Annotated in this window: 18 protein-coding genes and 3 tRNA genes; 17 read left to right on the top strand and 4 right to left on the bottom strand. The window is 52.1% G+C overall.

Going from position 1 to position 24,219, the window contains the following annotated elements:
• Positions 1-133: 133 nt before the first annotated feature.
• Together K6V98_RS06135 and K6V98_RS06140 are read right to left on the bottom strand one after the other, a co-directional pair.
• A tRNA-Gly gene (locus K6V98_RS06135) sits at positions 134-207 on the bottom strand.
• A gap of 5 nt (positions 208-212) precedes the next feature.
• Positions 213-289 (bottom strand) — tRNA-Pro (locus K6V98_RS06140).
• A 394-nt stretch (positions 290-683) separates the two neighbouring features.
• Here K6V98_RS06140 and gdhA point away from each other — a divergent pair.
• From gdhA to K6V98_RS06205, 13 genes are all read left to right on the top strand, one after another.
• Entirely contained in the window at positions 684-2,015 is a 1,332-nt protein-coding gene (gene gdhA, locus K6V98_RS06145; protein WP_222199647.1) for an NADP-specific glutamate dehydrogenase, read from the top strand.
• Between the two features lie 108 nt (positions 2,016-2,123).
• Positions 2,124-2,207: transfer RNA gene (locus tag K6V98_RS06150), tRNA-Leu, on the top strand.
• A gap of 81 nt (positions 2,208-2,288) precedes the next feature.
• Positions 2,289-3,614, top strand: a complete 1,326-nt coding sequence (gene tig / locus K6V98_RS06155) for a trigger factor (protein WP_222199648.1) — start codon at positions 2,289-2,291, stop codon at positions 3,612-3,614.
• A gap of 119 nt (positions 3,615-3,733) precedes the next feature.
• A complete protein-coding gene (locus K6V98_RS06160; protein ID WP_222199649.1) occupies positions 3,734-4,357 on the top strand; it encodes an ATP-dependent Clp protease proteolytic subunit in 624 nt (207 codons plus the stop codon).
• Positions 4,357-5,739 (top strand): ATP-dependent Clp protease ATP-binding subunit ClpX, encoded by a 1,383-nt coding sequence (gene clpX, locus K6V98_RS06165; RefSeq protein ID WP_222199650.1) that lies wholly within the window; start codon positions 4,357-4,359, stop codon positions 5,737-5,739. The genes K6V98_RS06160 and clpX overlap by 1 nt, the downstream gene beginning before the upstream one ends.
• A gap of 45 nt (positions 5,740-5,784) precedes the next feature.
• Entirely contained in the window at positions 5,785-8,484 is a 2,700-nt protein-coding gene (locus K6V98_RS06170) for a valine--tRNA ligase (RefSeq protein WP_222199651.1), read from the top strand.
• A gap of 240 nt (positions 8,485-8,724) precedes the next feature.
• Positions 8,725-9,501, top strand: a complete 777-nt coding sequence (locus K6V98_RS06175; RefSeq protein WP_222199652.1) for an ABC transporter ATP-binding protein — start codon at positions 8,725-8,727, stop codon at positions 9,499-9,501.
• A 2-nt stretch (positions 9,502-9,503) separates the two neighbouring features.
• Complete coding sequence (locus K6V98_RS06180) at positions 9,504-11,312, top strand: putative ABC transporter permease subunit (RefSeq protein WP_222199653.1); 1,809 nt, start codon at positions 9,504-9,506, stop codon at positions 11,310-11,312.
• Positions 11,313-11,453: 141 nt separating this feature from the next.
• A complete protein-coding gene (locus K6V98_RS06185) occupies positions 11,454-13,130 on the top strand; it encodes a formate--tetrahydrofolate ligase (protein ID WP_222199654.1) in 1,677 nt (558 codons plus the stop codon).
• A 23-nt stretch (positions 13,131-13,153) separates the two neighbouring features.
• On the top strand, positions 13,154-13,876 hold the full coding sequence (locus K6V98_RS06190; RefSeq protein WP_222199655.1) for a cyclodeaminase/cyclohydrolase family protein: 723 nt from the start codon (positions 13,154-13,156) through the stop codon (positions 13,874-13,876).
• Between the two features lies 1 nt (position 13,877).
• Positions 13,878-14,771: a bifunctional 5,10-methylenetetrahydrofolate dehydrogenase/5,10-methenyltetrahydrofolate cyclohydrolase gene (locus tag K6V98_RS06195; RefSeq protein WP_222199656.1), complete on the top strand. Its 894-nt coding sequence runs from the start codon at positions 13,878-13,880 to the stop codon at positions 14,769-14,771.
• A gap of 9 nt (positions 14,772-14,780) precedes the next feature.
• The gene (locus K6V98_RS06200; RefSeq protein WP_222199657.1) at positions 14,781-15,374 is read left to right on the top strand and encodes a 5-formyltetrahydrofolate cyclo-ligase; all 594 of its coding nucleotides are present in this window, start codon (positions 14,781-14,783) and stop codon (positions 15,372-15,374) included.
• A gap of 79 nt (positions 15,375-15,453) precedes the next feature.
• A complete protein-coding gene (locus tag K6V98_RS06205; RefSeq protein ID WP_222199658.1) occupies positions 15,454-16,884 on the top strand; it encodes a bifunctional folylpolyglutamate synthase/dihydrofolate synthase in 1,431 nt (476 codons plus the stop codon).
• On the opposite strand, the gene K6V98_RS06210 is transcribed toward K6V98_RS06205, so the two are convergent.
• Positions 16,787-18,319 carry a DUF438 domain-containing protein gene (locus K6V98_RS06210; RefSeq protein WP_222199659.1) on the bottom strand — a complete coding sequence of 511 codons (1,533 nt, stop codon included), beginning with the start codon at positions 18,317-18,319 and terminating at the stop codon, positions 16,787-16,789. The two genes, K6V98_RS06205 and K6V98_RS06210, sit on opposite strands and share 98 nt — an antisense overlap.
• Positions 18,320-18,719: 400 nt before the next feature.
• Between K6V98_RS06210 and K6V98_RS06215 the strand changes: the two genes are divergently transcribed.
• Positions 18,720-19,256, top strand: a complete 537-nt coding sequence (locus tag K6V98_RS06215) for a nitroreductase family protein (RefSeq protein WP_222199660.1) — start codon at positions 18,720-18,722, stop codon at positions 19,254-19,256.
• A 68-nt stretch (positions 19,257-19,324) separates the two neighbouring features.
• On the opposite strand, the gene K6V98_RS06220 is transcribed toward K6V98_RS06215, so the two are convergent.
• Positions 19,325-20,425 (bottom strand): RlpA-like double-psi beta-barrel domain-containing protein, encoded by a 1,101-nt coding sequence (locus tag K6V98_RS06220; protein WP_222199661.1) that lies wholly within the window; start codon positions 20,423-20,425, stop codon positions 19,325-19,327.
• 238 nt (positions 20,426-20,663) lie between these two features.
• Between K6V98_RS06220 and K6V98_RS06225 the strand changes: the two genes are divergently transcribed.
• The 3 genes from K6V98_RS06225 (at position 20,664) to K6V98_RS06235 (ending at position 24,203) form a co-directional block, all read left to right on the top strand.
• On the top strand, positions 20,664-21,095 hold the full coding sequence (locus K6V98_RS06225; protein ID WP_222199662.1) for a double zinc ribbon domain-containing protein: 432 nt from the start codon (positions 20,664-20,666) through the stop codon (positions 21,093-21,095).
• 106 nt (positions 21,096-21,201) lie between these two features.
• Positions 21,202-22,962 carry a threonine--tRNA ligase gene (gene thrS / locus K6V98_RS06230; protein ID WP_222199663.1) on the top strand — a complete coding sequence of 587 codons (1,761 nt, stop codon included), beginning with the start codon at positions 21,202-21,204 and terminating at the stop codon, positions 22,960-22,962.
• A 176-nt stretch (positions 22,963-23,138) separates the two neighbouring features.
• Positions 23,139-24,203 carry a PLP-dependent transferase gene (locus K6V98_RS06235; protein ID WP_222199664.1) on the top strand — a complete coding sequence of 355 codons (1,065 nt, stop codon included), beginning with the start codon at positions 23,139-23,141 and terminating at the stop codon, positions 24,201-24,203.
• Positions 24,204-24,219 lie beyond the last annotated feature (16 nt).

Raw genomic sequence — 24,219 nt, forward strand, 5'->3', positions numbered from 1 at the left:
GTGCCCACAGAGTACCAGTTCGATCGTTGAGTCAAGATTTTCGTATGAGGAACTGCGCTCAAGCACGAAACCCCAAGGACACGCTCGCCAAACGCGCACCCGACCGTATCAAATTCAAAAGATAAAAAGAGTGTGGAGCGGGCGACGGGAATCGAACCCGCCTCATCAGCTTGGAAGGCTGAGGTTCTACCAATGAACTACGCCCGCAAAAATGGTCGGGACGACAGGATTTGAACCTGCGACATCCTGCTCCCAAAGCAGGCGCGCTACCAAACTGCGCCACGTCCCGGCGTCCACGGGAGAAGTATAGGGGTTTTTGTTCCGTGAAGCAAAGAAAATCCTAGAACTCATTCGTCTGTGCATCAGTTGTGCCTTATTTCCACATGCTGTCCTGTTGTTTTTGTCCAAATAACGCAGATATCTGGTCTCAACGTATTTGTTCTCATGGAGTTCTTACGCAGGATTTGATTGGGAGCTCATTGCGTTGCTTCAGTCTGCGCATCTCGCATTCCCACCTTTGTATCCTTACAAGAGAAGCATTGCTCATGCGATGCGTGATTGTTGTAAGTGTTGCGCATCGGTTTCAGCGAGCGGGTATGAAATGAATACAGTAAACAGAAGACTATTATGCTTCTGGCTTTGCGCCGATGAGTGGTGCGAAGATGCAGGACAAGGAGGATCGCATGGGCTATACGCAGCGGATTATCGACGAGCTTACAAAGCGCTACGCCGATCAGCCGGAGTTTATTCAGGCGGCCGAGGAGGTGCTCACCAGCATCGCGGAGGCTGTGGATGCAAATCCGGCATATGAGGAAGCAGCGGTTCTTGAGCGCTTGGTTGAGCCTGAGCGCGTGGTGATGTTTCGGGTGCCGTGGGTAGATGATGCTGGTCGAGTTCAGGTAAATCGTGGTTTTCGCGTACAGTTCAATAGCGCCTTGGGTCCTTATAAGGGAGGCTTGCGCCTGCATCCCAGTGTTAACCTTTCCATTTTGAAGTTTTTAGGCTTTGAGCAAATTTTTAAGAATGCACTGACGACCCTGCCCATTGGTGGTGGCAAGGGTGGCTCTGATTTTGATCCGAAGGGAAAGAGCGACCGCGAAGTCATGACGTTTTGTCAGAGCTTTATGACTGAGCTCGCTCGTCATATTGGATCTGATACCGATGTTCCTGCTGGCGATATTGGCACCGGTGCTCGCGAGATTGGCTATTTATTCGGCCAATATAAGCGCCTTCGCAACGAGTTCACCGGTGTTTTGACAGGCAAGGGTCTTGGCTGGGGTGGCTCACTTGCCCGTACTGAGGCCACAGGCTATGGCCTTGTATACTTTGTTCAAGAGCTTTTGGCGCATAGGGGAGAGAAGCTTGCGGGCAAGCGGGTGAATATCTCTGGCTCGGGCAATGTTGCTACCTATGCGGCTGAAAAAGCCCGCGAGCTTGGTGCATGTGTGCAAACCATGTCTGATTCAACGGGCTGGATCTATGAGGAAGGCGGCATTGATCTGGCTGCTGTTCACGAGATCAAAGAGGTGCGTCGCGCTCGCTTATCTGAGTATGCAAAAACTCATCCGAGCTGCACCTATACCGAGGGTCGAGGTGTCTGGAGCATTCCGTGTGATATTGCCCTGCCCTGTGCAACGCAAAATGAGCTTCTGTTAGAAGACGCCCGTACCCTTGTTGAGCAGGGCGTCTCAGTGGTTGCTGAAGGCGCAAATATGCCGACGACCCTTGATGCTACTGAGTATCTGATTGATGCCGGTATTGCATTTTGTCCGGGTAAGGCCGCGAATGCAGGTGGCGTAGCTGTTTCTGCCTTGGAGATGACGCAGAACTCAGAGCGTCTGGCATGGACCTTTGACGAGGTGGACGCTAAGCTCCAAGAGATTATTGTTGGAATTTATCGCGGGGCTTCTGAGGCGGCTGAGCGTTTTGGAAAACCGGGTAACCTCGTGGTAGGAGCCAATATTGCTGCCTTTGAAAAGGTAAGCGCTGCCATGCTTGCTCAAGGGATTGTCTAGGTTTTTGCCATTATCGGCTCTGACGTAACGTGCGCGCCCAACGAAGCTTTTTCAGTTGTTGGGCGTGCGCTTTGGTCTATCTGCTATTATATGCGGGCTGTGGCAATTGCGGGCGTGGCGGAATTGGTAGACGCGCCAGGTTTAGGTTCTGGTGGGATTCCCGTGAAGGTTCGAGTCCTTTCGCCCGCACCACCATGGAGTACCTGCTGAGAGAGGGGCATGGCCCCTGGGGGTGTCGGCTCCCCTCAAACGCCGAGAGTCTGAGGAGGAACGTTGAACATCTCTGCTTCTGACGTGTTGGATGCCAAGCTCACCGCTACGGTTACCATTCCTGCTGCTGAGGTTGACGCTGTCATTACGTCTGCGTATCGCGACGCCGCTAAGCAGTATCGCTTTCCTGGCTTTCGTCCAGGCAAGGCACCTCGTCCGGTGATCGACAATATGCTTGGCAAGGAGGCTGTTCTTGCTCAGGCAACCAACGAGCTCTTAGGCGCAAGCGAGCCAAAAGTTCTGAATGAGCTCGATATTGTTCCGGTAAAAAACGGTGAGTATCAAGATATTGAGCCGGTTGTTGACCATGAGGACTATACCTACGCGGTTGAGTTTACGCTCCGCCCCGCGCCTTCTTTGTCTTCGTATGAGCCGGTCGCGATTTCGATGCCTCCGCAAGAGGTAACTGAGGCCGAGATCGACGCTCAGGTTGATATGCTCATGGGCTATCACTCAACGTTTGAAGATGTTGAGCGCCCCGCTCAGGCTGGAGATTATATTTCTGCCAATGTTGTAAATATTGAGCATGCAGAGCCCTTAGCTGGTGAGAACCGCATGTTCATCGTTGGGGGAGACGGCATGCCCACTCAGCTCTCAGAAGCGCTGAGTGGCATGAAAACTCAGGAGACCAAGCACATTTCTTGGACTCCTGAGGATGCTGAGTCTGATGACGGTGCCCCTGAGCTTGTGATTGAGCTTACGGTGAACTCAATTCGTGAGCGTCGTGTTCCTGAGCTTACCGATGAGTTTGCTAAAGAGAATTTTGGGTTTGACTCCATTGCTGCCATGCGTGATGCCGTGAAGCTCGAGCTCGAGGCAGATAAGACCTCAACCTTGCCGCAGCTCAAGGAGAATCGCGTGGTTTCCGCCCTGGCTGAGCGCTTAGAGCTCGACGAGATGGATCCAGACTATGAGCAGTCAGTCTTTCAGGAGCTGGGTCAGAACTTCTTGCAGAGCCTTTCTGCGCAAGGTCTGACGCTTGATGCATGGCTGCAAGCAAATGGCTTGAGCTCAGATCAGTTCATCCATGACCTGCATCATCAGGCTGATGATGTTGCACGTGAGTCCTTGGCGCTTGATGCTCTGGCTCGTGAGCGTGCAATTGAGGTGACCGACGAGGATGTGGACGCTGAGTTTAGCCGTGCAGGCGTAGAGGATATTGAGGCCAGCCGTGCTCAATTCACGGCTGAGGGTCGCATTCCTGCTATCCGCGATTCAATTCGTCGTTCGAAGGCGGTTGACTGGCTGGTTGAGACTGCGGTCGTTACCGAGGTTGACGAGTTTGCCAAATCTGATGAGGGATCAGAGGAGGAGCAGACATCCGAGTAAGCTTTGCTCACTTGGGTACATAAATCCCGGATAACCTGAAGTATGATGCGGTGCCTCGATTCGCTTCCGGCGATCGGGCACCGTACGCTCCTTGAGGGCTTGTGAGAGGAAGGGAAGCTATGCTATCTCGGATTGAATCGGCACTCGTACCTATGGTGGTCGAGCAGACACCGCGTGGCGAGCGAAGCTTTGATATTTATTCTCGACTGTTAAACGACCGCATCGTGTTTTTAGGCGATGAGGTCAATTCAGTTACGGCAAATCTTGTGATTGCGCAGCTCTTGCATTTAGAGAGCCAAGATTCTGAGAAGGATATCTCGCTCTACATCAACTCGCCCGGTGGAGAGATTACCTCTGGCCTGGCTATTCTTGATACTATGAACTATATCAAGCCGGCAGTTTCTACCATTTGCGTTGGTATGGCTGCTTCTATGGCCGCCGTGCTTCTTGCGTGTGGTGAGAAGGGCAAGCGTTTTTGCCTTCCTAATTCAACGGTGATGATCCACCAGCCAAGTGGTGGCGCTCGTGGTCAGCAGACTGAAATCGAGATTTTGGCTGCAGAGATCCGCTCAACGCGTGAGCGTCTGAACAAGATTTTGTCTGAAGCAACCGGCCAAAGTGTTGCCAAGATTCAGGCAGATACCGAGCGCGATAATTTCATGGTCGCCGAAGAGGCTTTGTCATATGGCTTGGTTGATCGTATTGTGACCTCCCGATCCGAGGCCGCGAAGGGTGTGGAGTAATGACCACAGACGGGACTGATATTACTGGGGACGAGGTAGAGGAGACGGTGCGCTGCTCATTTTGCGGCAAGACCCAAGATCAGGTTCGCAAGCTCGTGAAAGGGCCGAGCAATACCTTCATTTGTGATGAGTGCGTTGCCGCCTGCTCTGAGATCTTAGAAGAGTCCTTAGCTCAAGATTTTATGAATGCCGCCCGCTATGGCATGCCGTTTGCCGCTGAGGAAGATTCTCAAAGAGCCTTTGTACCAGAGTCTGATGTAGCTGAAGAAGAACCAACGCAGCCAGCGGATCTCATTCGTCGCGTTCCGACCCCTCATGAGATTTACGATGAGCTATCTCAGTATGTGATGGGTCAAGTTGAGGCAAAGCGCGCCATGTCGGTTGCTGTGTATAACCACTATCGCCGTGTACTTGAAGGCGCTGCTGCCCAAGAGTCCGACGATGAGGCGCTCGCAGATGTTGAGCTTGCGAAGTCAAACATCTTGCTCTTAGGTCCTACGGGCACGGGTAAGACCTTACTTGCTCAAACACTCGCTCGTATTCTTGAAGTCCCCTTTGCCATTGCTGATGCTACAGCGCTCACTGAGGCAGGGTATGTGGGCGAAGACGTAGAGAATATCTTGCTGAAGCTCATCAATGCTGCCGATGGCGATATTAGCCGTGCCGAGATTGGCATCGTCTATGTCGATGAGATCGACAAGATTGCTCGCAAGGCAGAAAACCTCTCAATCACCCGTGATGTTTCGGGTGAGGGAGTGCAACAAGCTCTTTTAAAGATTCTTGAGGGAACGGTTGCGAGCGTTCCACCAACGGGGGGAAGAAAACATCCTCAACAAGAGCTGCTGCAGATCGATACCACGAATATCCTGTTCATCTGTGGAGGAGCTTTTGTGGGGCTGGATAAGATCGTGTCTGATCGAGTGGGCAATAAAGGCGTGGGCTTCAATTCTGAAATTGCAGGTCCTTTGAGCGCTGATGAAAACGACTTGCTTCGCCAGGTTCTTCCCTCAGATCTCAATGCCTTCGGCATGATTCCAGAGTTTGTAGGTAGAACGCCAGTTATTACACGAACTTCGGCCTTGGATGAGGATGATCTCGTTCGCATTTTGACTGAGCCTAAAAATGCCATTGTGCGGCAATATCGTCGTATGTTTCAGCTCGAGGGCTGCGCGCTCGAGTTTGAAGATGAGGCCTTACACGAGATTGCTCACTTAGCGCTTGAGCGCAAGACCGGAGCACGTGGTCTGCGCTCGATCTGTGAGGAACTGTTGCAGCAAACGATGTTTGATCTGCCCTCAGAAGAAGGTGTGGTCAAGGTTGTGGTCACCGCTGCAGCAGCCCGTGGTGAGGAGCAGCCGCTACGCATTACAAACGCGGCATAGGCTATAAGCGCACGACACGTACTTGAGGAGCAGAAGGGGATTTTTATGGCGGACATGCCTAAGACCTACGATCCGGCAATCTTTGAGCCCGAGATCTTAAAGCGTTGGCTGGACGCCGATCTGTATCGACGGAGGCCAGGCAAGGGTGACTGCACGATTACCATTCCGCCTCCCAACGTTACCGGCCGCCTCCACATGGGCCATGCCACTGACGACACGATCCAAGATGCCTTAGTGCGTATGGCACGGATGCGCGGTCTCTCAACACGATGGGTTTTAGGTACCGATCATGCGGGTATTGCTACCCAAACTAAGGTTGATAAGCAGCTCAAAGAGTCAGGCGTCAATCGTCTAGAGATTGGTCGTGAGCGCTTCTTAAAGGCCTGTTGGGACTGGACGCATGAATACGGCGGCATGATTGTTGAGCAGATCAAGCGCATGGGCTGCTCAATTGATTTTGCCAATGAGCGCTTTACGATGGACGATGACTACGCTGCTGCTGTTCGTAAGGTCTTTGTTTCATGGTATCGCGATGATCTCATCTACCGGGGAAAGCGTATTGTTAACTGGTGCCCGAGTTGTGCCACGGCTATCTCAGATGATGAGGCCGAGTATGAAACTGAGTCAGGCCATCTCTGGCATTTGCGCTATCCATTAACTGAGCCGATTGATGGCACAGACTATATTGTTGTTGCCACCACGCGCCCCGAGACCATGCTCGGAGATACCGGCGTGGCAGTCAGTCCCAAAGATCCAAGTAAGGCAGCTTTTGTGGGAGCTACCGTTCGTCTGCCGATTGTTGATCGAGAGATTCCCATCTTTGCTGACTATCATGTGGACGCTTGCTTTGGTTCTGGCTTTGTAAAAGTCACACCCGCCCATGATCCCAATGACTTTGCCATGGGGGAGGCTCATGGGCTAGAGAAGATCAATATCTTTGACGAGCATGCGGTAGTTGTAGAGGGCTATGGTCCATTTTCTGGTATGAGTCGCGAGGCGTGCCGAGCCGCCGTGCTTGCCTGGTTTGACGATCATGGTTTGCTCGATCATATCGATGAGCATGAGCACTCCGTGATGCATTGCTATCGCTGTGGAACTGCGCTTGAGCCTTGGCTTTCTGAGCAGTGGTTTGTAGCGGTTGATCGCTTAAAAGACCCTGCGCTCGATGCGGTACGTACCGGTAAGGTGCGCTTTTATCCTGAGCGCTGGACACAGACCTATACCACGTGGATGGAAAATCTTAAAGACTGGTGTATCTCGCGCCAGCTCTGGTGGGGTCACCGTATTCCGGTCTTTTACTGTGATGCGTGCGGCTGGACTGATGCGCTGGAGCATGATCCGGACGTATGCCCGGTTTGCGGGGGCGCGGTGCACCAAGATGAGGATGTTCTCGATACCTGGTTTTCTTCTCAGCTCTGGACGTTTGCTACGCAAGGCTGGCCACAAAACCCAGAGGATCTCGCTGGACATCATCCCACCGCAGCGCTCGTAACCGCTCGCGATATCATCGCGCTGTGGGTTGCTCGTATGGTGATGAGCTCCTTGTACTTCTTGGATGAGGTGCCCTTCCATGATGTGGTGATCTATCCCACGATTTTGGCAAAAGACGGCAGCCGCATGTCTAAGTCAAAGGGCAACGGGGTTGATCCGATGGATCTGATTGAGCGCTACGGTGCTGATGCCATGCGCTTTAACCTGCTGACGCTTTGCACAACCAATCAAGACGTTAAGTTCGATGCAGATATTGATCCAAAGACCCATGAGTTCAAGGGTTCTCCGCGCACTGAGCAAGCGCGTTCATTTGTAACGAAGATCTGGAATGCAAGTCGATTTTTGCTGATGAATATGGAAGGCTATACGCCGGGGGCTCCGGTGGCAGAGACGGCAGCCGATGCCTGGATCTTCTCACGTCTGGCCAAGGCAACCGAGCTTGTAACCTTAGGCCTTTCTGAGTATGTCTTTGGAGATATGGCACGCGGTATTCAGACTTTTTTCTGGAACGAGGTATGTGACTGGTACATCGAGGTGACAAAGGCTCGCCTAACAGATGATGCAAGCCGGCTCACAGCTCAGCGAAACCTCATCTTTGTGCTTGATACTGCATTGCGCCTCATGCATCCGTTGATGCCCTTTGTAACCGAAGCAATATGGAGCTCAATGCCTCCAAGCTGGCTCGATGTTGATCCTCATACAAACGAGATTCAGCGGGCCCAGGCTTTGATGGTCGCCTCATGGCCTGAACCTGACAAGTTCGCTCAGTACAAGGATGAGGAAGCTGAGCGTTCATTTGAACTCTTGCGCACAGTTGTTTCTGCCATTCGCTCCACTCGAGCTCGGTATCGCCTGAGTCCTCGTGAGAAGCTTTCTGTGGTCGTTCGTATGGACGCAAAGGATGTTGAGCGCTTCTCTACGCTAGGTACCTTTGCTGAGTCACTTGCTTGTGCTGAGCTCTCGTTTGGCTCGGATCTCGTGAAGCCTGCTGCGAGTATTGCTGTGGTAGAGGCGGGTATTGAGGTCTTCTGTGTATTGGCTGGCAAGGTGGATCTACAAGCAGAGCGTGCCCGCATTGAGCGCGAAATTGCCAAGGTAGAACGCGATCTTGCGTCAGCCAAAAAGACCTTGGAGAACAAGGGCTTTTTAGCCAAAGCTGCTCCAGATGTGGTGCTCAAGAAGCGAGAGCGTGCAGAGGAGCTCGCAGATCAACTTGAGGCACTGAAGCGACAAGGAGCTGACCTGACCGAGTAGGCACTTCTTCTCTCTGTCCTTTGTATGCTCGTGTTTCTCGTGGGTTTCTAGTGCGGGTCTGTGCTGGTCGTTGCTGTTGTAGTTCAGACCCGCAATGAGTGTTTGAGCTTGGCATGTGCTCGTGTTTGTGAGTTTGTTAGCAAAGCGTATAAGCGTGCCTCCTTGTTTTAGTTTGCAGGGGGGGGGGGTATCCTTGCACAAGTTGCTGCACGATTGTAACGACTGTAAAAAGGAGGAAATGTGATTAGGATTAACCAGGTTTCCAAAAGCTATGATGGCGGCGAAACCCTTTCGGTAAAAAATTTGTCCTTAGAGATCAAAGGCGGCGAGATCTTTGGCCTGCTCGGCCATAACGGTGCTGGCAAGTCGACCTTGCTCAATATGATCGCGGGCATATTGTCTCCCACTTCAGGTTCAATAGATGTTGATGGTATTGACGTTGTCGCAGATCCTATTGCGGCAAAGAAAAAGCTGTGCTATGTGGGAGATTCTCCGGATCATCTACTTCGCTTGAAAGGTCATGAATTCTTACGTTTTATTGCGGACATTTATGAAGTCCCAAACGATGTGCGCGTTTCTCGTATTGCGCGCCTGGCAGAAGAATATGGTATGGATGCTGAGCTTGATAATCAGATCCAGTCATACTCACACGGTATGCGCCAGAAGATGATGGTTATAGCTGCACTTCTGCCAAATCCTGATAACTGGATTTTAGATGAGCCGATGACGGGCTTAGATCCTAAAGCAGCTTGGATTTTGAAGCGCTCAATGCGTGAGCATGCAGATGCAGGGCGGACAGTGCTTTTTTCTACCCACGTGCTCGATGTGGCAGAAAAAGTGGTTGATCGCGTTGGTGTGATTTCCCACGGTGAGCTCATCTTTGTTGGTACGGTTGGCGAGCTCAGAAGTCATTTCCATAGCAACGAATCGCTCGAGGAGATGTTCTTGGAGCTTACTTCAGAAACCTCGCCTTTGGCTGCATCGTCAGCAGATTCTGATACTGAGGAGGTGCGCTGAGTATGACTCAGGCATCCACATCAAGTGGTTTTTCATTTTCTCAGTTTAAAACGCTGCTTTATGTCATCCATCGCGGTGAGGATCGCTCAGACGCCTTAGGGATGAACTCATTTGATCAAGGAGGCTCAAGTTCTTCGGTAAAGAAAAAGTTTTTGAGCCGTATCAAGATTCCCCACGTTGCACTCACTATCCTCAAGGCACTTGGTTTGCTCGGCTTTGCCGCCCTCATGTTTTTCTGGGGTACCAACCTTGAAGGGACTCCAATACCGTTAGTCTTTGTCCTTCTTGCGGCCATGCTCGCCATAATGACGCTGCTTACCGGAATTTATGGAGCAATCAATCGTCTCTATTTTGTGCGAGATCTTGGCTACTACCTTACCCTTCCGGTTTCTGCTCCATCCTTGATGTGGGCAAAACTTGCTCAGTTTCTGCTGATCACAACTGCAGGAGACCTTCTCTTTTTGCCCATTGGCTTCGGAGCTCTTTGGGCATCTTGGGCTCCATGGACGTCCTGGGTGTTGTTCGCCCTCGGCTATATTGTCTCAGCGATTACGGTTAACCTTGTTGTCTTGCTGATTTGCACCCCTTTGATGCGTTTCTCACGCTTCGCTCGTGACCGCGATCGATTTTCTCGCTTCTTTGGCGGCTTTATCATGGTGGCAGCCTTGAGCCTAGGTGTGTCTATTCAGTTCCTTGTACAACGCTCTGATGCTGCAGCTCATCTTACTGAGCTTGCTAATGGCATGCTCGGTCGTTTGAATCCTGCAGGTATTGTCCTTTCAATTCTCTGCCCACCTGTTGCTGTTGCGCGTCAACTCTTTGAGGGAAATCCGCTTGATCTCCTCTGTGCTATAGGCTTTATGGCTGCTGCGGTTTGTTTATATGCTGCTCTTTTAACCGCCTTTGCCTCTCGGTGGTATATGGAGACCGTTCGTACTCTTCAGGGTGCCGGAGGTCGTAAGAGCCATCGTAAATATGAGGAATCTACCCTTTTATCTGTTATTGCAAGCCGTCCACAGCTTTCGTCAATCATTTCGATTGACTGGAAGACTCTTCTTCGTGTGCCTGCGTTTTTCAGCTCTTTTGTTCTGGGAACTTTGCTGATGCCGGTTTATATGGTGGTCGTCTTTGGAGCAGTCTTTTTTATTCGTAGTATGAATGATGGCATGGATCTGAGCGCTTTGCACGAAGCTATCATGAGCACCACCGCTAACCTTTCCTTTGACGATGAGCTCGTTGTAATCGCTGCTTTTTGCGTCCTTATATTTATGCTCTTCATGGGATTTAGTGCATTTGCCTCTATGTTTGCAGTGAGTCGTGATGGTCAGGATTTTTTCTACTTCCGCTCTCTTCCTATTAATTGGCGAAAGTACCTCGCCGCAAAACTTGCCACTGCTCTTGTGCTTTCTTCAGTAGTTACGATATGCATGATTGTGATCGTCCTCATTCTCGTCGGATTCCCACCGGCGATCTTTGCGTATCTGATTGCAATGGCGATTCTATCAACGGTTTCTGTAACGACGCTTTCAGTCTCTGCGGGCGTATTTTTCCCACGCCTGCATTGGGATAATGAAGGACAGCTAATGCGAGGTGGATCAGCAGCAATTCGTACCTATACGGGCTCTCTGCTCGGAGCAATTTCCGTGGGTATTCCAGCACTCCTTTTAGCCTGGCTTCTTTTTTGGGGTAGCCCTTTATCAGTTTCTACAACGCTCGTTGCAGCTTTTTTTGCCCAGCTTTTAATGGCAGCTGTCTCGTTTGCGATTCTTTTTGGACCTGCAGCTGCTTCACTTGCACGACGGGAACATTAATGCAGCCGCTCGTGGGCTCATAGCTTTTCGGTATTTTGACCCTCTTCACCTGTAGTTCTCGACTCAGGATTTGAAGGGGGTCATACTGTTAATGACTGAATCTTGAGGGGACCTTTGAGTAGGAATGAAAGGTGATTCATGATGGCGGGAAACAAGTCAGATATCGAGATTGCGCAAGAGGCTCACCTGAAACCTATTGTTGACGTAGCAGCTGATCTGGGCTTGGAAGCAACGAGCCTAGAGCCCTATGGACGATATAAGGCAAAGATTAATGTAGATGCTCTTGCTTCACGGCCGCGTGCGGGCAAGCTCGTGTTGGTGAGTGCCATTACACCCACTCCAGCGGGGGAGGGCAAGACCACGACGTCGGTAGGTCTGGCCGATGCCTTGCGCCGCCTCAAGAAGCGTGCTGTCCTTGCCTTGCGTGAGCCCTCATTAGGGCCTGTATTTGGTATCAAGGGTGGAGCTGCTGGCGGCGGCTACGCTCAAGTTGTGCCCATGGAAGATATTAATCTCCACTTTACCGGTGACTTTCATGCCATTGGTGCCGCCAACAATCTCCTGGCAGCGATTATCGATAACCACATTAAGCAGGGAAACGAGCTTCATATCGATCCGCGCCGCATCACCTGGCGTCGTGCAGTGGACATGAACGATCGTCAGCTTCGCCATATTGTGAGCGGTCTGGGCGGCGTGGCTCATGGCGTCGTGCGCGAAGACGGCTTTGATATTACAGTGGCCTCGGAGGTTATGGCGGCTTTCTGTCTTTCGGCCGATCTAGCCGATCTCAAAGCGCGGTTAGGACGAATGGTAATTGGTTCCACCTATGAGGGCGCTCCGGTCACTGCCCATGATCTTTCTGCTGAAGGTGCCATGACGGCTCTCTTGAAAGACGCCATCAAGCCAAATCTTGTTCAGACGCTTGAGGGAACTCCTGCGTTGATGCATGGTGGCCCTTTTGCAAATATTGCTCATGGCTGCAACTCAATCATTGCAACTGATTGTGCTCTTAAACTGGGTGAATATGCGGTAACTGAAGCAGGATTTGGAGCTGATTTAGGCGCTGAGAAGTTCTGCGACATCGCCTGTCGTGCAGCTGGGTTTACCCCTTCTGTCTGCGTACTTGTGGCAACGGTTCGTGCATTGAAGATGCACGGCGGCGTGGCGAAAGATGCCTTGGCGCAAGAAGATGTTGAGGCTGTTGTAGCTGGTCTTCCAAATCTTGAGCGTCATATTGCTAATATGAGCGATGTGTTTGGTTTGCCAGTTGTCGTGGCTATCAATGCATTTCCTACCGATACTGCCAAAGAGTTGGATGCCGTAAAAGCTGCATGCAGCAATCTTGGTGTGAGTGTTGCTCTATCTGAGGTTTGGGCGCGTGGCGGTGCAGGTGGTGAGGATTTAGCGCGTGAGGTCATTCGCCTTGCAGAAGAGGATCAAGCTGAGCTTACGTACTGCTATGACACCGAGCTCGACATTCGCACCAAGCTGCAGCAGATTGTTCAAAAAATCTATGGGGCGCGCGATGTTGAGCTCACGCCCTCAGCGACACGCCAGCTCGCTCAGATTGAAGAGCGTGGTTTTGGCAATTTGCCGTTGTGCATGGCAAAAACTCAGTACTCGTTCTCGGATAATGCACGTCTCTTGGGCGCACCATCTGATTTTACCGTGACCGTGCGTGAATTGAAGGTCGCTGCTGGTGCTGGCTTTGTAGTTGCGCTGACCGGTGCCATTATGACCATGCCTGGCCTTCCGAAGCATCCTGCTGCTGAACGCATTGATGTTTTGCCCGATGGTAGAATCGTTGGCCTGTTCTAATTGAGCCATCTAAGGAGGCGTGTGTGACCAACTCTGCTGAGAAACAAGAGGTAGTAGGCAAAGATAGTTCAAGCAATGACGGCTTGAATTTGGATGTTCCAGCGTGCACTGATTCAGATACCTATTCAATCGCCGACATCACCATACGCTCCTTTACCACAAGTCTTGCTGCTCCCACTCCTGCCCCTGGAGGAGGAGCAGCTGCTGCTGTTGTGGGTGCGCTGGGCTCGGCCTTATGCTCAATGGCACTCACCTTTCGTGCACGTCGGGCAGCTGAGCCTGAACTGGCAGAAAAACTTGCATCCATTGAGGTTGAGCTGCAACGGATTATGGCGTCCCTCCTTGAGCTGGCCGATCAGGATGCTGAGGGTTTTTTACCCCTCTCTCGTGCCTTTGCGCTTTCGCGAAAAGATCCAAATCGTTCTTCTGCAATTGATGCAGGAGCCAGGTGCGCATCTCAAGCACCATTGGCAGCCATGTCAGAGCTTTGTCGCGCTATTGAGCTCATTGAGCAGATGTCGCGCTTGGCGTCTTCTGCACTTATGGCAGATGTAGCAGGGGCGGCAGAGCTCGCAGCAGCAGCTCTTTTTGCAACTTCCCTCAATGTCTATGCAAATGCTCGTCTGTTAGCTGATTCTGATGAGGCACGTGCACTCATTGATCGAACTGAAGAGATGCTGGCATCGGCAGATCGTGCACGCAGACTGGCGCGCTCAATTGCTGAGCATAGTAAAAAGGGGTTATAAGATGACCGCTCAACTTCTCACTGGTGCTCCTGTTGCAACGTCTCTTTCTCAAGAGCTTACGGTGCGTATTGAGCGTCTGGCAAGCGCTGGTATCACTCCTCAGCTGGCTATCGTATCGGTTGGGGAACGCTCAGATGATCAGGCCTACGAGCGCTCGGCGCGCCGTCGACTCGAAGGTCTTGGGATCTCGTGCAAAAGCGTTCATCTTCCCTTGAGTTCAAACGATGCAGATCTGAGCCGTGAAGTACGAGCCATCAAGGACGACCCTTCCGTTCATGGGCTCATGGTATTGCGCCCGCTTCCAGCTCATCTCAATGAGGATCGTCTCGGCCAAGAACTCTGGCCTGCTCAAGATGTGGATGGTATGACGCCTGCATCACTTGCAGCTGTTTTGCGCGCCGATCCTTCAGGCTTTGCCCCTTGTACGGCTGCTGCGGTGATGGAGATTCTGAACTATTACAAGATTTCTCTATCGGGAGCTGAGGTTGTCGTAGTTGGACGCTCTCTCGTAATTGGTCGTCCGGTAGCTTTGTTGCTCCTCGCAGCAGATGCTACGGTTACTATCTGTCACAGCAAAACCGCTGATCTTGATGCTGTATGCAAGCGAGCCGATATTGTTATTGCGGCAGTAGGCAAGGCTGGCTGCATCGGTAGAAAAGCTATGCGTGCCGGTCAGGTACTGATCGATGTTGGTATGAATTGGAATCCAGAAACGCATTCCTTTGTAGGGGATATTGATTTTGAGGCAGCGTCTTCAATCGTTCGTGCCGTGACCCCTGTGCCGAAAGGCGTCGGTTCGGTTACCACAGCTGTGCTCGCAAAACATGTGGTAGAAGCTGCTGAGCGTCGCGCAGCGGCAGTGCATGCTGCAGAGCATTCAGCAGCACGCTCATAGGTGTTCGTGATGACAGCAGATCAGCTTGGCCATGGCAAGGCAGATCTTCGCACTCGTCTACGTGCCGCTCGCAATGGACTTGCGCCTGCGGAGCGCTCACGAGCTGATGAGGCTATCTTCCACCGTTTACGTGCTCTTTCGATCTTTCAGGCGGCTCCACGTATCTTTTGCTACTGCTCGTTTGGGTCAGAGGTAAGCACGCGCCAGGTTTTGGAAGCGGTCTTGCAAGCAAGAAAATCCCTTATTTTGCCGCGTGTGGCAGGCGCGCGTACCTTGACGTGGCATGAGGTGCAGAGCGTCCATGAGCTTTTGCCTTCACGCTTTGGCATCATGGAGCCATCCTCAGTCTGTGCCTCGGTTGAGCCTCGAGGCTTCTCGGACGACCTCGCTCTTGTTCCGGGCTTAGCCTTTGATAGAGCAGGTTTTCGCCTTGGGTATGGGGGAGGCTACTATGATGCCTTTCTTACTGAGTTTTCGGGAATCTCGCTTGGTCTTTGTCGGCATGCTCAGCTTGTGGATGATCTGTTTGAGCTATCTGCTCGCGAAGACCATGATAGGCCTGTCGATATGGTCTTGACCGAGATCGAACTCATTCGTGTGTAGACAGGAGCCTCACTCACGTTCCGTGCTAGGATTTCGAATCGTGATTGTGTCCAATGCTTCTTGAAGGAGCTGAGTTTGCATGTCCATTCCTTGTCGCTCTGAGGCCTATGCGATTCCGTTTTCTTTTGCTGAGTTGAGCTATCCTCACGCATTGGTGCGAGCGGCAGATACGGGGCGCATGCACGGGACAGGTCCTTTGCGTGAAGTGGTGGAGGAGATGCTCAACGAGCTGCAGCGTCCTGATGAGCATCTCTCGTGCCTACAGATTGCAGGTACAAATGGAAAAACTTCTACCTCGCGTTATACCGCAGCAATTCTTAGAGGGGAGGGTAAGCGCGTTGGTCTTTTTACCTCACCTCATTTAGTGCGCTATCCTGAGCGAATCGAAATCGATGGTCAACCGGTATCCGATGTAGTTTTTGCCCATGGAGTTTCTGCAGCGGTAGCTGCAGGTGATCGAGTAAATGCCGCACGATCTGCTGTAGGTCTTGAGCCGTATCTCGTGACTCCTTTTGATGTGCTAACCGTTGCTGCCTTGGTGATCTTTGCCGAGTCGGCTCTTGAGGTGGCCGTTTTGGAGGTCGGACTCGGGGGTCGTTGGGATGCCACCACGGCTACACGGCCAGACGCGGTGGCAATTACGGGTATTGGCCTGGATCACATGGGCATTTTAGGCTCTACGCTTGCCGAGATTGCAGGGGAGAAGGCGGCTGTCATTCGACACGGACAGGCGGTGGTCTTAGGCGAGGGCTTGGGCGAGCCGAGTGTTCACGCGGTGATACAGAAGCGTTGCCAAGCGCAAGGAGTCACTCCCATCTGGGTCTCTCATGAGTTACTTGTAGCCCCTCAACAGCTGGGAAAAACGCTTGAAATTCGCGTATCCGGCCAGTTTGCAAGCTATGAGGTGTCAGCAGTCAAGCCAGCCTATCAGGCACAAAATATCGCCTGTGCCATCATGCTTGCAGAAGCCTATCTCAAACGAGCTTTGGTGATCGCTTCACTTCAGCAAAGTGTGGCTTGCTGCCCAACTCCTGGACGTTTTGATGTGCTCCGAGCAGATCCTTTGCTCTTAGTTGATGCTTGTCACAATCCGCAGGGCTGTGCTGAATTTATCTCTTCGATTGCTGCCATTGCACCAAACCGTGATGAGCGGCCTCATCTACTCATAGCCGCTCTTTCAGATAAGGATGTTCAGGGCATTGTGAGCATTCTTGCTCCGGCGTTTCCGGGATTTGCCGTTACCAACACCTCAGCAGATCGAGCGCTTCCTGCGGCTGATCTGGCAGAGTTTTTGCAGAGTGAGCTGGAGTCTCAGCAACGATTTGAGACCCCCGTTGAAATCTTCGGTTCACCTGCCGAGGCCATCGAGGCGTATGGTAAGCGCGGTCTTCCTTTGGTGGCAGCCGGTACGATTACGCTTGCGGGTGAGCTTGCTGGTCTTGTTCGGCACGCTCACGCCGCATATCTGCACCCCGACGATTCTCGCCCTCAAGAGCCTGAATCTCGGTAATGTCTTGGGTGGTTTCTAAGGCGCCAAGATAGGTGCCGTCTTGATCGCGGACGGCAAAATAGCGGATATACAAGAAACGATTGGCTTTATGGATCCAGAAGGCAAATGAGTCCTCATCGCCGCGCTTAAAACTCTCCATAACATGGCGAACCATGGCTTGGCTCTTTGGGGGATGGCAGGCATATATGTTTCTTCCCAGACAGCTTTTGGGGCGCGGAAACGCGCGGGTATCACCGTGAGAGAAGTACTGCGTTGTGTCCTTGGCATCTACAAAGGTGATATCTAAAGGAATAGTGTTGAGTACGGCTTCGAGCTCGGCTACCGTGAACGACCCGGTCGAAAGTTCAATTCGTTCTGGAGTGCGATCATGCTCTATATCCACGTTGTTCGTACTCATTGTTGCCGTCGAAGCGGTGCTGCTCTGATGTGTACGGAGCACCTGAGTGGAACTTGCTACCGGCGATATATCCGCTTCGGTTCCTTTGCTGCATCCGCAGGCTGAGGCGCTCGGGGTTTCTGGCATCGAGCGTACGTCATTGCTTCTATCGGTGAGCCCACCTGGTACTTGGCTAGTTTGAGATCTCGCTTGCATGTTTTCGCGGATTCGCTCTTCTGCCAAGCTGAGGCCATCTGCTTTCCAGTGAGGTGGGTTTGCAATATAAGCAAAGCCAAACTCCGGACTCTCATCTGCGATCTGTGTCCATGCGGTGGCACTGAGGGTTTCAAGGGCTAGGGGGATAAGCACATGTTCCTCTTTATCAATCATTGATAAGGCGCCTGCCGCTGCCTCGGATAACGCATCGATGGCGAGGCTGAGAGCTTGAGGTGCAGGTATGCTCGCCTCATCAGCGTTGCCAATTAGTTCAAAGACGCGAGCAACTGCTGCTCGAACTTCATCGTCTTTGCCCCACATGACGGTTGAAGGGCCGGTAATATTGTGGCGCTCAAGATGGGGAAAGAGCAGTTCTTCTTTGCGCTTATAGTGCACAAACGAAAGTGAGAGCTGGTCTGCAGCATCTGCGAGCACAGCTTGAGCGGCTGGGAAGTCTTCACGCTCTAGGAGATGCTTGGCTTTTTTGGCTGCTGCTTTTGCCGCTTCAGCCCGCTTGCCAATCTCTTTGTTTTCATCACGCATGATTCGCACCGGGTGTCCCGCTTGTTGTTCGGGATGATCATTCGGAATCGCGCAGGAAATGGAGCCTTCAAAGAGGGTGGCGTGCACATCGCAGAGACGCTGTATTTCTTCGATAGGAACACCACTTGCTATCAGCGCTTGTTCAGCATCTGAGATCTCGCGAGCAGAGACCGATGCAAAGCGCTGACGAAATTCGTGGCTAATCGTTTCAAAATCTGCTCCAGCTCCGAGACGTTTGAGCATTGAGGCGAGGGTTGCTACGGTATCGGTTAGCGTATTATTCTCATCTGGTCTGTTCATGAGTCTTCCTCTCTCTAGGTTGTCTTGTGGTCATTCTAGTCCTGCGAGCTAATCAATTCCTCAGCACCCAGAACATGCGCTGTAATAGAAGCATGCGCTCTGCACTTCCTGTTTGAGCTGGCCTATACCACCGCGTGCTTTTGCAGGAGCAGTGGGGAGAACCTTCGTTTTCCTTTCATCAAGATCATAGGTTTTTATCTTTCATGAACCGTGCTTATGGCAACACCTAAGGCATATTCAACAGTTCTTGGATACCAAGGGCGTGCGTGGTGCGAAACCAGAGATCGACAGTGTTCGGTGAGCTCGAGAAAACCCGCAGAAGAGCGCAAGAGAGGTATGGGGTCTGGGTAGGATGTGGAGCAGATCGGGGAGAGTCCCCGAGGGGGAAGAGGAGGTTCCTGTGTCGTATGCAGATCTGACTCGTGAGCGTTATTCGTGCCGCTCGTATGAGCAGCGCCCGGTAGAGCAAGAAAAGCTCGATGCCATCATTGAGGCAGGAAGAATTGCTCCTTCGGCTCATAATAATCATTCAACACGCCTGATCGTGTGTGATACGCCTGAGTTGCGTGAGCGTGCAGCCAAGGCAAGTGAGCGTATGGCTCGAGATGGAAGCATCTTTGGTGCACCGGTTGTTTTGATCGCCTTGGCGCGCAAGGATGATGCGTGGGTTCGTCCCTTTGATGGTGTAGACGCCACGGCAATTGATTCATCAATTGTTGTTGATCAGATGATGATGCAAGCTACTGATTTGGGACTGGGAACGTGCTGGGTTTGCTATTTTGATCCCGAGATCTTACGTGAGACCTTTAATCTTCCAGAGAACTTAGTGCCTTTGCATATGCTTACCGTAGGTTATGCGGCCGATAGTATTGCGTCACCTGAGCGCCGAGCCAAGCGCACCATTCCGCTTGAACGCTTTTTGGATCTCGATTCATAAAGGTCGTGCTTCGTCGTCGGGTACCGTTTCTGCGGGGAGGCACTCCGCGTTCTATATTGAAGCGCTGCTTATAAGAAGCGGTATGAAACGGTCCCCACGCCAGCTTCGATCATGCCAAGGGCACGGGCAACAGCTGGTTGCATATCAATAACGCGGCCATGAACGTAGGGTCCCCGATCATTCACATAGGCAATTACGGATCGCCCTCGATAGCTAATTTCAACGCGCGTACCAAAAGGCACATCGAGCATGGCGATGCCCATAGAGGTCTCGGTAACCGTCTCGCCGTTTGCAGTTGTCCCTCCCATAAAGCCATCTCCGGTGCCGTAGTGAGAAGCAAGGCCAGTTTTCCAGCCTCCAGACTCAGCCTCAGCGGGACGCTCTTGAGGTTGAGTCTCAGGCGTGGGTGTGGGATCAGGCTGAGCGGGACGTGCAGGTGCATGCTCTGTTTCTGATACGCGCTCGGGCGTGATCTGGCGTGCTTCAGCCGCTGCTTCATGACGATTTTTGAGCTGAGCTACGGTGGCTTCAGTTTGAGCGGCAGCTTCGGCCGCTCGTTCAGCTTCTTGTTGGGGCGCATGTGCGGCACGCTCGCGTACCTTCTGCTGAGCATCTTGTGCTGAGGCTAAGGCATCACGTGCATGTTCAAATTCAGCTATGGCCTCATCTTTTGCTGCAGTAATTTGGGCGAGCTTATCGATAAGCTCGCTTCTCGTCGTCTTGAGTGCCTCAAGATCTTTTACATGATGGTCTTGGATGCGCGAGAGATACTTGGTGATATCCAACAGGTCGCCCCAGTCATCGCTGCCAAAAAGCATGCAGAGGAGGTTCGCCGAGCTCTCGTGCATTTTATAGAGAGCGGCAGCGGCTTTGCCTGCTCGCCCGCGCTTGACAGGCATGATGTCTTGCTCGAGGTGCAAGATCTCATCTGCCAGCTCGTTCACCTGCTGCTGAAGCTTATCTGAGCGTTGAAGAGCGGTCGCGTGCTTTGAAGCTGCATCCTCAACTTCTGCGATCAGCTGATCGAGGTCTTCGGTGCCTGCTGCAAAGGCGAGCTGAGATCCTGAGGGTTCAAAGATAAGAAGAGCCGCAAGCAGACCGGCGCATGTGGCTCTTTGTGCCCAAGCGAGAGCGCGACAGCGCTTTGGTGTTAGCTGGCCAAGCTGCATAGGTGTATCCAATCAAGGGGCGAGGGCGTCTTGCTGCTCATGGTACGAAGCTTGAAGCTCAGGTTCAAGTTGAGCTTCAAGGTTAGTCTATAAGCAAGGTCTTGCATAGCGCTCAGCCGGTATTGTCTATGTTCATAGCGTGGCTCCTCCACATCATCGTCACTTCCGGTATACAATTCTGTGCGATCGCCGTTGGCACCCGAGCCGGTGATCGAGTCCAACGGAAAGGTGCACACGTATGTCTAGATACCTCAGTGAATTAATGTCACCGCAGCTCATGGCTGTCATCTATCTCTTTTTAGCCTTTGTTGCAGCTCTCTATCTTCTTGCGGTTGCCTATGTTTGTATTGATGCTCGCCGTCGTGGGGCACCGATTTGGTGGCTTTGGGGCATCATTGCGCTCATTCCTTTCGTGGGTCTTTTGGCCTACCTGGTGTTTCGACCAACCTCATATGAGCGCGACCGCGAGGAGCAAGAGCTTGATCTCATGCTTCGGGAGCGTGAACTTGCTCATTTTGGAAGCTGCCCGCAGTGTGGTACCGGCATTGAGCGCGACTTTGTTGTTTGCCCTATGTGCAATACTCAGGTGAGAAATGTCTGCCCGAGCTGCCATAAACCCTTGGAAGCAGCTTGGAAGGTTTGCCCCTGGTGCAGAACGCATATTCAGTAGCTTGCGTGTGCTGGGTGCTCGTGAGCATATAACGCATTTGCTACCGGTTTGGTAGCGAGTGTTTCTCTGTTCTACTCGTTCGCAAAAACTGAGAGGTCAAGATCGTATGAAGGCACTCATGAATGATGGCTCTATCGCCGAGGTACCTGAGGAAGAAGTAGCTCATGTTATCCGGCATTCAGCTGCTCATATCTTGGCTCAGGCCATCAAGCGCCTCTACCCCCAAGCTATTTTTGCCTACGGTCCTGCTACTGAGCATGGATTTTATTACGACGTAGATCTGGGTGCAGAAAAAATCAGCGATGAGGATCTTCCTGCCATTGAGGCTGAGATGCGCCGGATTGTAAAAGAGAATCTTCGCTTTGAGACTTTTGAGCTTCCGCGAGCTGAGGCAGTTGTTTTAATGGAGGAGCGAGGAGAGCGCTATAAGGTAGAGCATATTGGTGACCTTCCTGAAGATGCTCGGATCACCTTCTATCGCCAAGGCGACTATATCGATATGTGCGTTGGCCCCCATCTCATGTATACCAAGGGGCTCAAGGCATTTAAGCTCACCGGTGTTTCTGGTGCCTACTGGAAAGCTGACTCTTCCAATAAGATGCTCACCCGTGTGAGCGGTCTTGCCTTTGGATCTAAAGATGAACTAGCTGCTTATGAGCGTTTACTTGCTGAGGCTGAAAAGCGCGACCATCGGCGCATTGGGCGTGAGATGGAACTCTTTATGATGTCTGAGGCAGGCCCTGGTTTTCCATTTTGGCTTCCCAATGGCATGCGGGTGCGCAATGCCCTCATGGCCTATTGGCAAGAAATGCAGGATCGCTATGGGTATGAGCAGGTGCAAACACCCATCATCTTGTCTCGTTCTCTTTGGGAGACTTCTGGGCATTGGGATCATTACCATGAGAACATGTATACCACCCAGATTGATGAAGAAGACTATGCGGTCAAACCGATGAACTGCCCGGGCGCTTGCTTGATTTACAAGAGCCGTCCACGGTCGTATCGCGAGCTTCCGCTCAAGTTAGCTGAAGCAGGCCTTGATCATCGTCATGAGCTCAAGGGTGCCTTGCATGGTCTGTTCCGCGTGCGTGAGTTTACGCAAGATGACGCACATCTATTCATTCGTCCTGATCAGATTACTGAGCAGGTAATCGATACTGCCAAGCTTATTACGGCATATTATGCGCAGTTTGGCTTCCCGTACCGCGTTGAGCTTTCCACCCGCCCTGCTGATTCCATGGGATCTGATGAGGATTGGGAGCGAGCAGAAGCGGGTCTGCAATCCGCTCTTGATGCCATGGGACTTGAATATCGCATCAACCCCGGTGATGGTGCCTTTTATGGTCCAAAGATAGACTTCCACCTTGAGGACTGCCTTGGGAGAACCTGGCAATGCGGAACCATTCAGCTTGACTTCCAGCTGCCTCACAATTTCCAACTTGAGTATGTAGACTCTGACGGTCAGAAGAAGCAGCCCATTATGATTCACCGTGCTGGCTTTGGTTCTTTTGAGCGGTTCATTGGCATGCTCACTGAGCAGTATGCTGGCAAGTTCCCCACTTGGCTTTCTCCTTTGCAGGTGAAGGTCTTGCCTGTTTCAGAAAAAGCACGGGACTATGCTCGCGGGATTACTGAGCGTTTGGTTCAAGCGGGGCTTCGTGCACGCTTAGACGAGCGTGATGAGAAGATCGGCTATAAGATTCGCGAGGCAAGAAGCCTTGACCGCGTTCCTTATATGCTCATTTTGGGCGAGAAGGAAGCAGAGGCTGGTACGATTTCTGTGCGTGATCGTACCAACGAGACAATATCCATGGAGCTGGACGCCTTTATTGCACAGGTTGTTAAAGAGGTTACAGAGCGTCGATAGGACACATGTGCTCTGTGTGCTACATAAGAGGGTATGGAGTTTGTTCGCCTTCCTTGTTTTGCACCCTTCTTCGTACGTTGTCTAACGATCAGCTCGATTTGTCTGCCCTTCCTAGCCTATACTGGTAGGTGCGTTGTATACCGGTTCAGTTACTGGATACCTACAGGAGGGCATCAATGGAAGGCAGCCAGCAAGGAGTGCTTGAGGCGTTGAAAACCTCGGCTCGCGCGCGTTCTGCGTGGATTGTCCCGGCTTCTCATACGGCTGGGTGTTTAGCTAAGCTTGCCTTGGTGGGGCCGGGAGATCGTCTCGTTGTATTTGCCGACGATGCGGTTGCTCGCTTTACTCAACAGTTTTCTGAGCAGAGCCTTGCTTTTGCTGCTGATTGCACGCCAGAAGCCTTTGTTCAGGCATCGCATGCCATGCCGGTAGGGGAGGCTCGTGAAGGGACTCCAGCGTCGTATGCCCATGCGCCGGGGCGGGCACACGGCCGCTTGTTCTGGTTTGTTAACTCAATTGGCGGGCGTGGCCTTCGCGTGCCCGATGTGCGTGCGCTGAGCCAAGAAGCTGCACGCATCGGCGCTCTGTTGATCGTTGATAATTCGCTTGCCACGTCTTTTGGGTGTCATCCGCTAGCCTTAGGAGCGCATCTTGTGCTCGAAGCGCTTGATCGTGTGGGACAAGGTAGGCTGTCTACCCAGCTTGTTGGCGTGTATGTTGCTCCGTCATTTCATAAGAAGGGCCGGCTGCGCTTGGCCGATCCGATGGCAGAAGAGGCCTATCGTTTGCTGACTATGAGGCTCGGGGAGCCAGGTTCTCATGCCTGTCAAGTTCTTGAGTTCGATTTTGCTACGCTCGCAAAAGGCTTGGAGAGCTTAGCTGATCGGATGCAAACGCATATGGATGGAGCGCGAGCAATCTCTGAGTATGTGAGCTGCCATCCATGCGTACCAGCAGTTTTCTATCCAGGGCTTGCTACTCATCCAGATGCCCATCATGCTCCAACAATTCTAGAGCATGGCTTTGGACCAGCACTTGATGTTGTGCTTGAAGATGCCGTATCGGCCGCACATTTTCTTGCTCATTGCTCCTCTACACATGTTGATAAGCCAGCAGGGGGTTCGTGGACACGTATGCACGCACGTGATGGAAAAGCAGGTTCGGTCGTTCGTATAGTTACTGGGCTTGAACATCCACTCATCGTATGCGAGGCGATTGAAGAGGCACTGCGGAGCCTGTAGCTGAATGTGAGGCAGC

This window comes from Collinsella ureilytica, from assembly GCF_019795105.1.
In the GTDB taxonomy this organism is placed as follows: Bacteria; Actinomycetota; Coriobacteriia; order Coriobacteriales; family Coriobacteriaceae; genus Collinsella; species Collinsella ureilytica.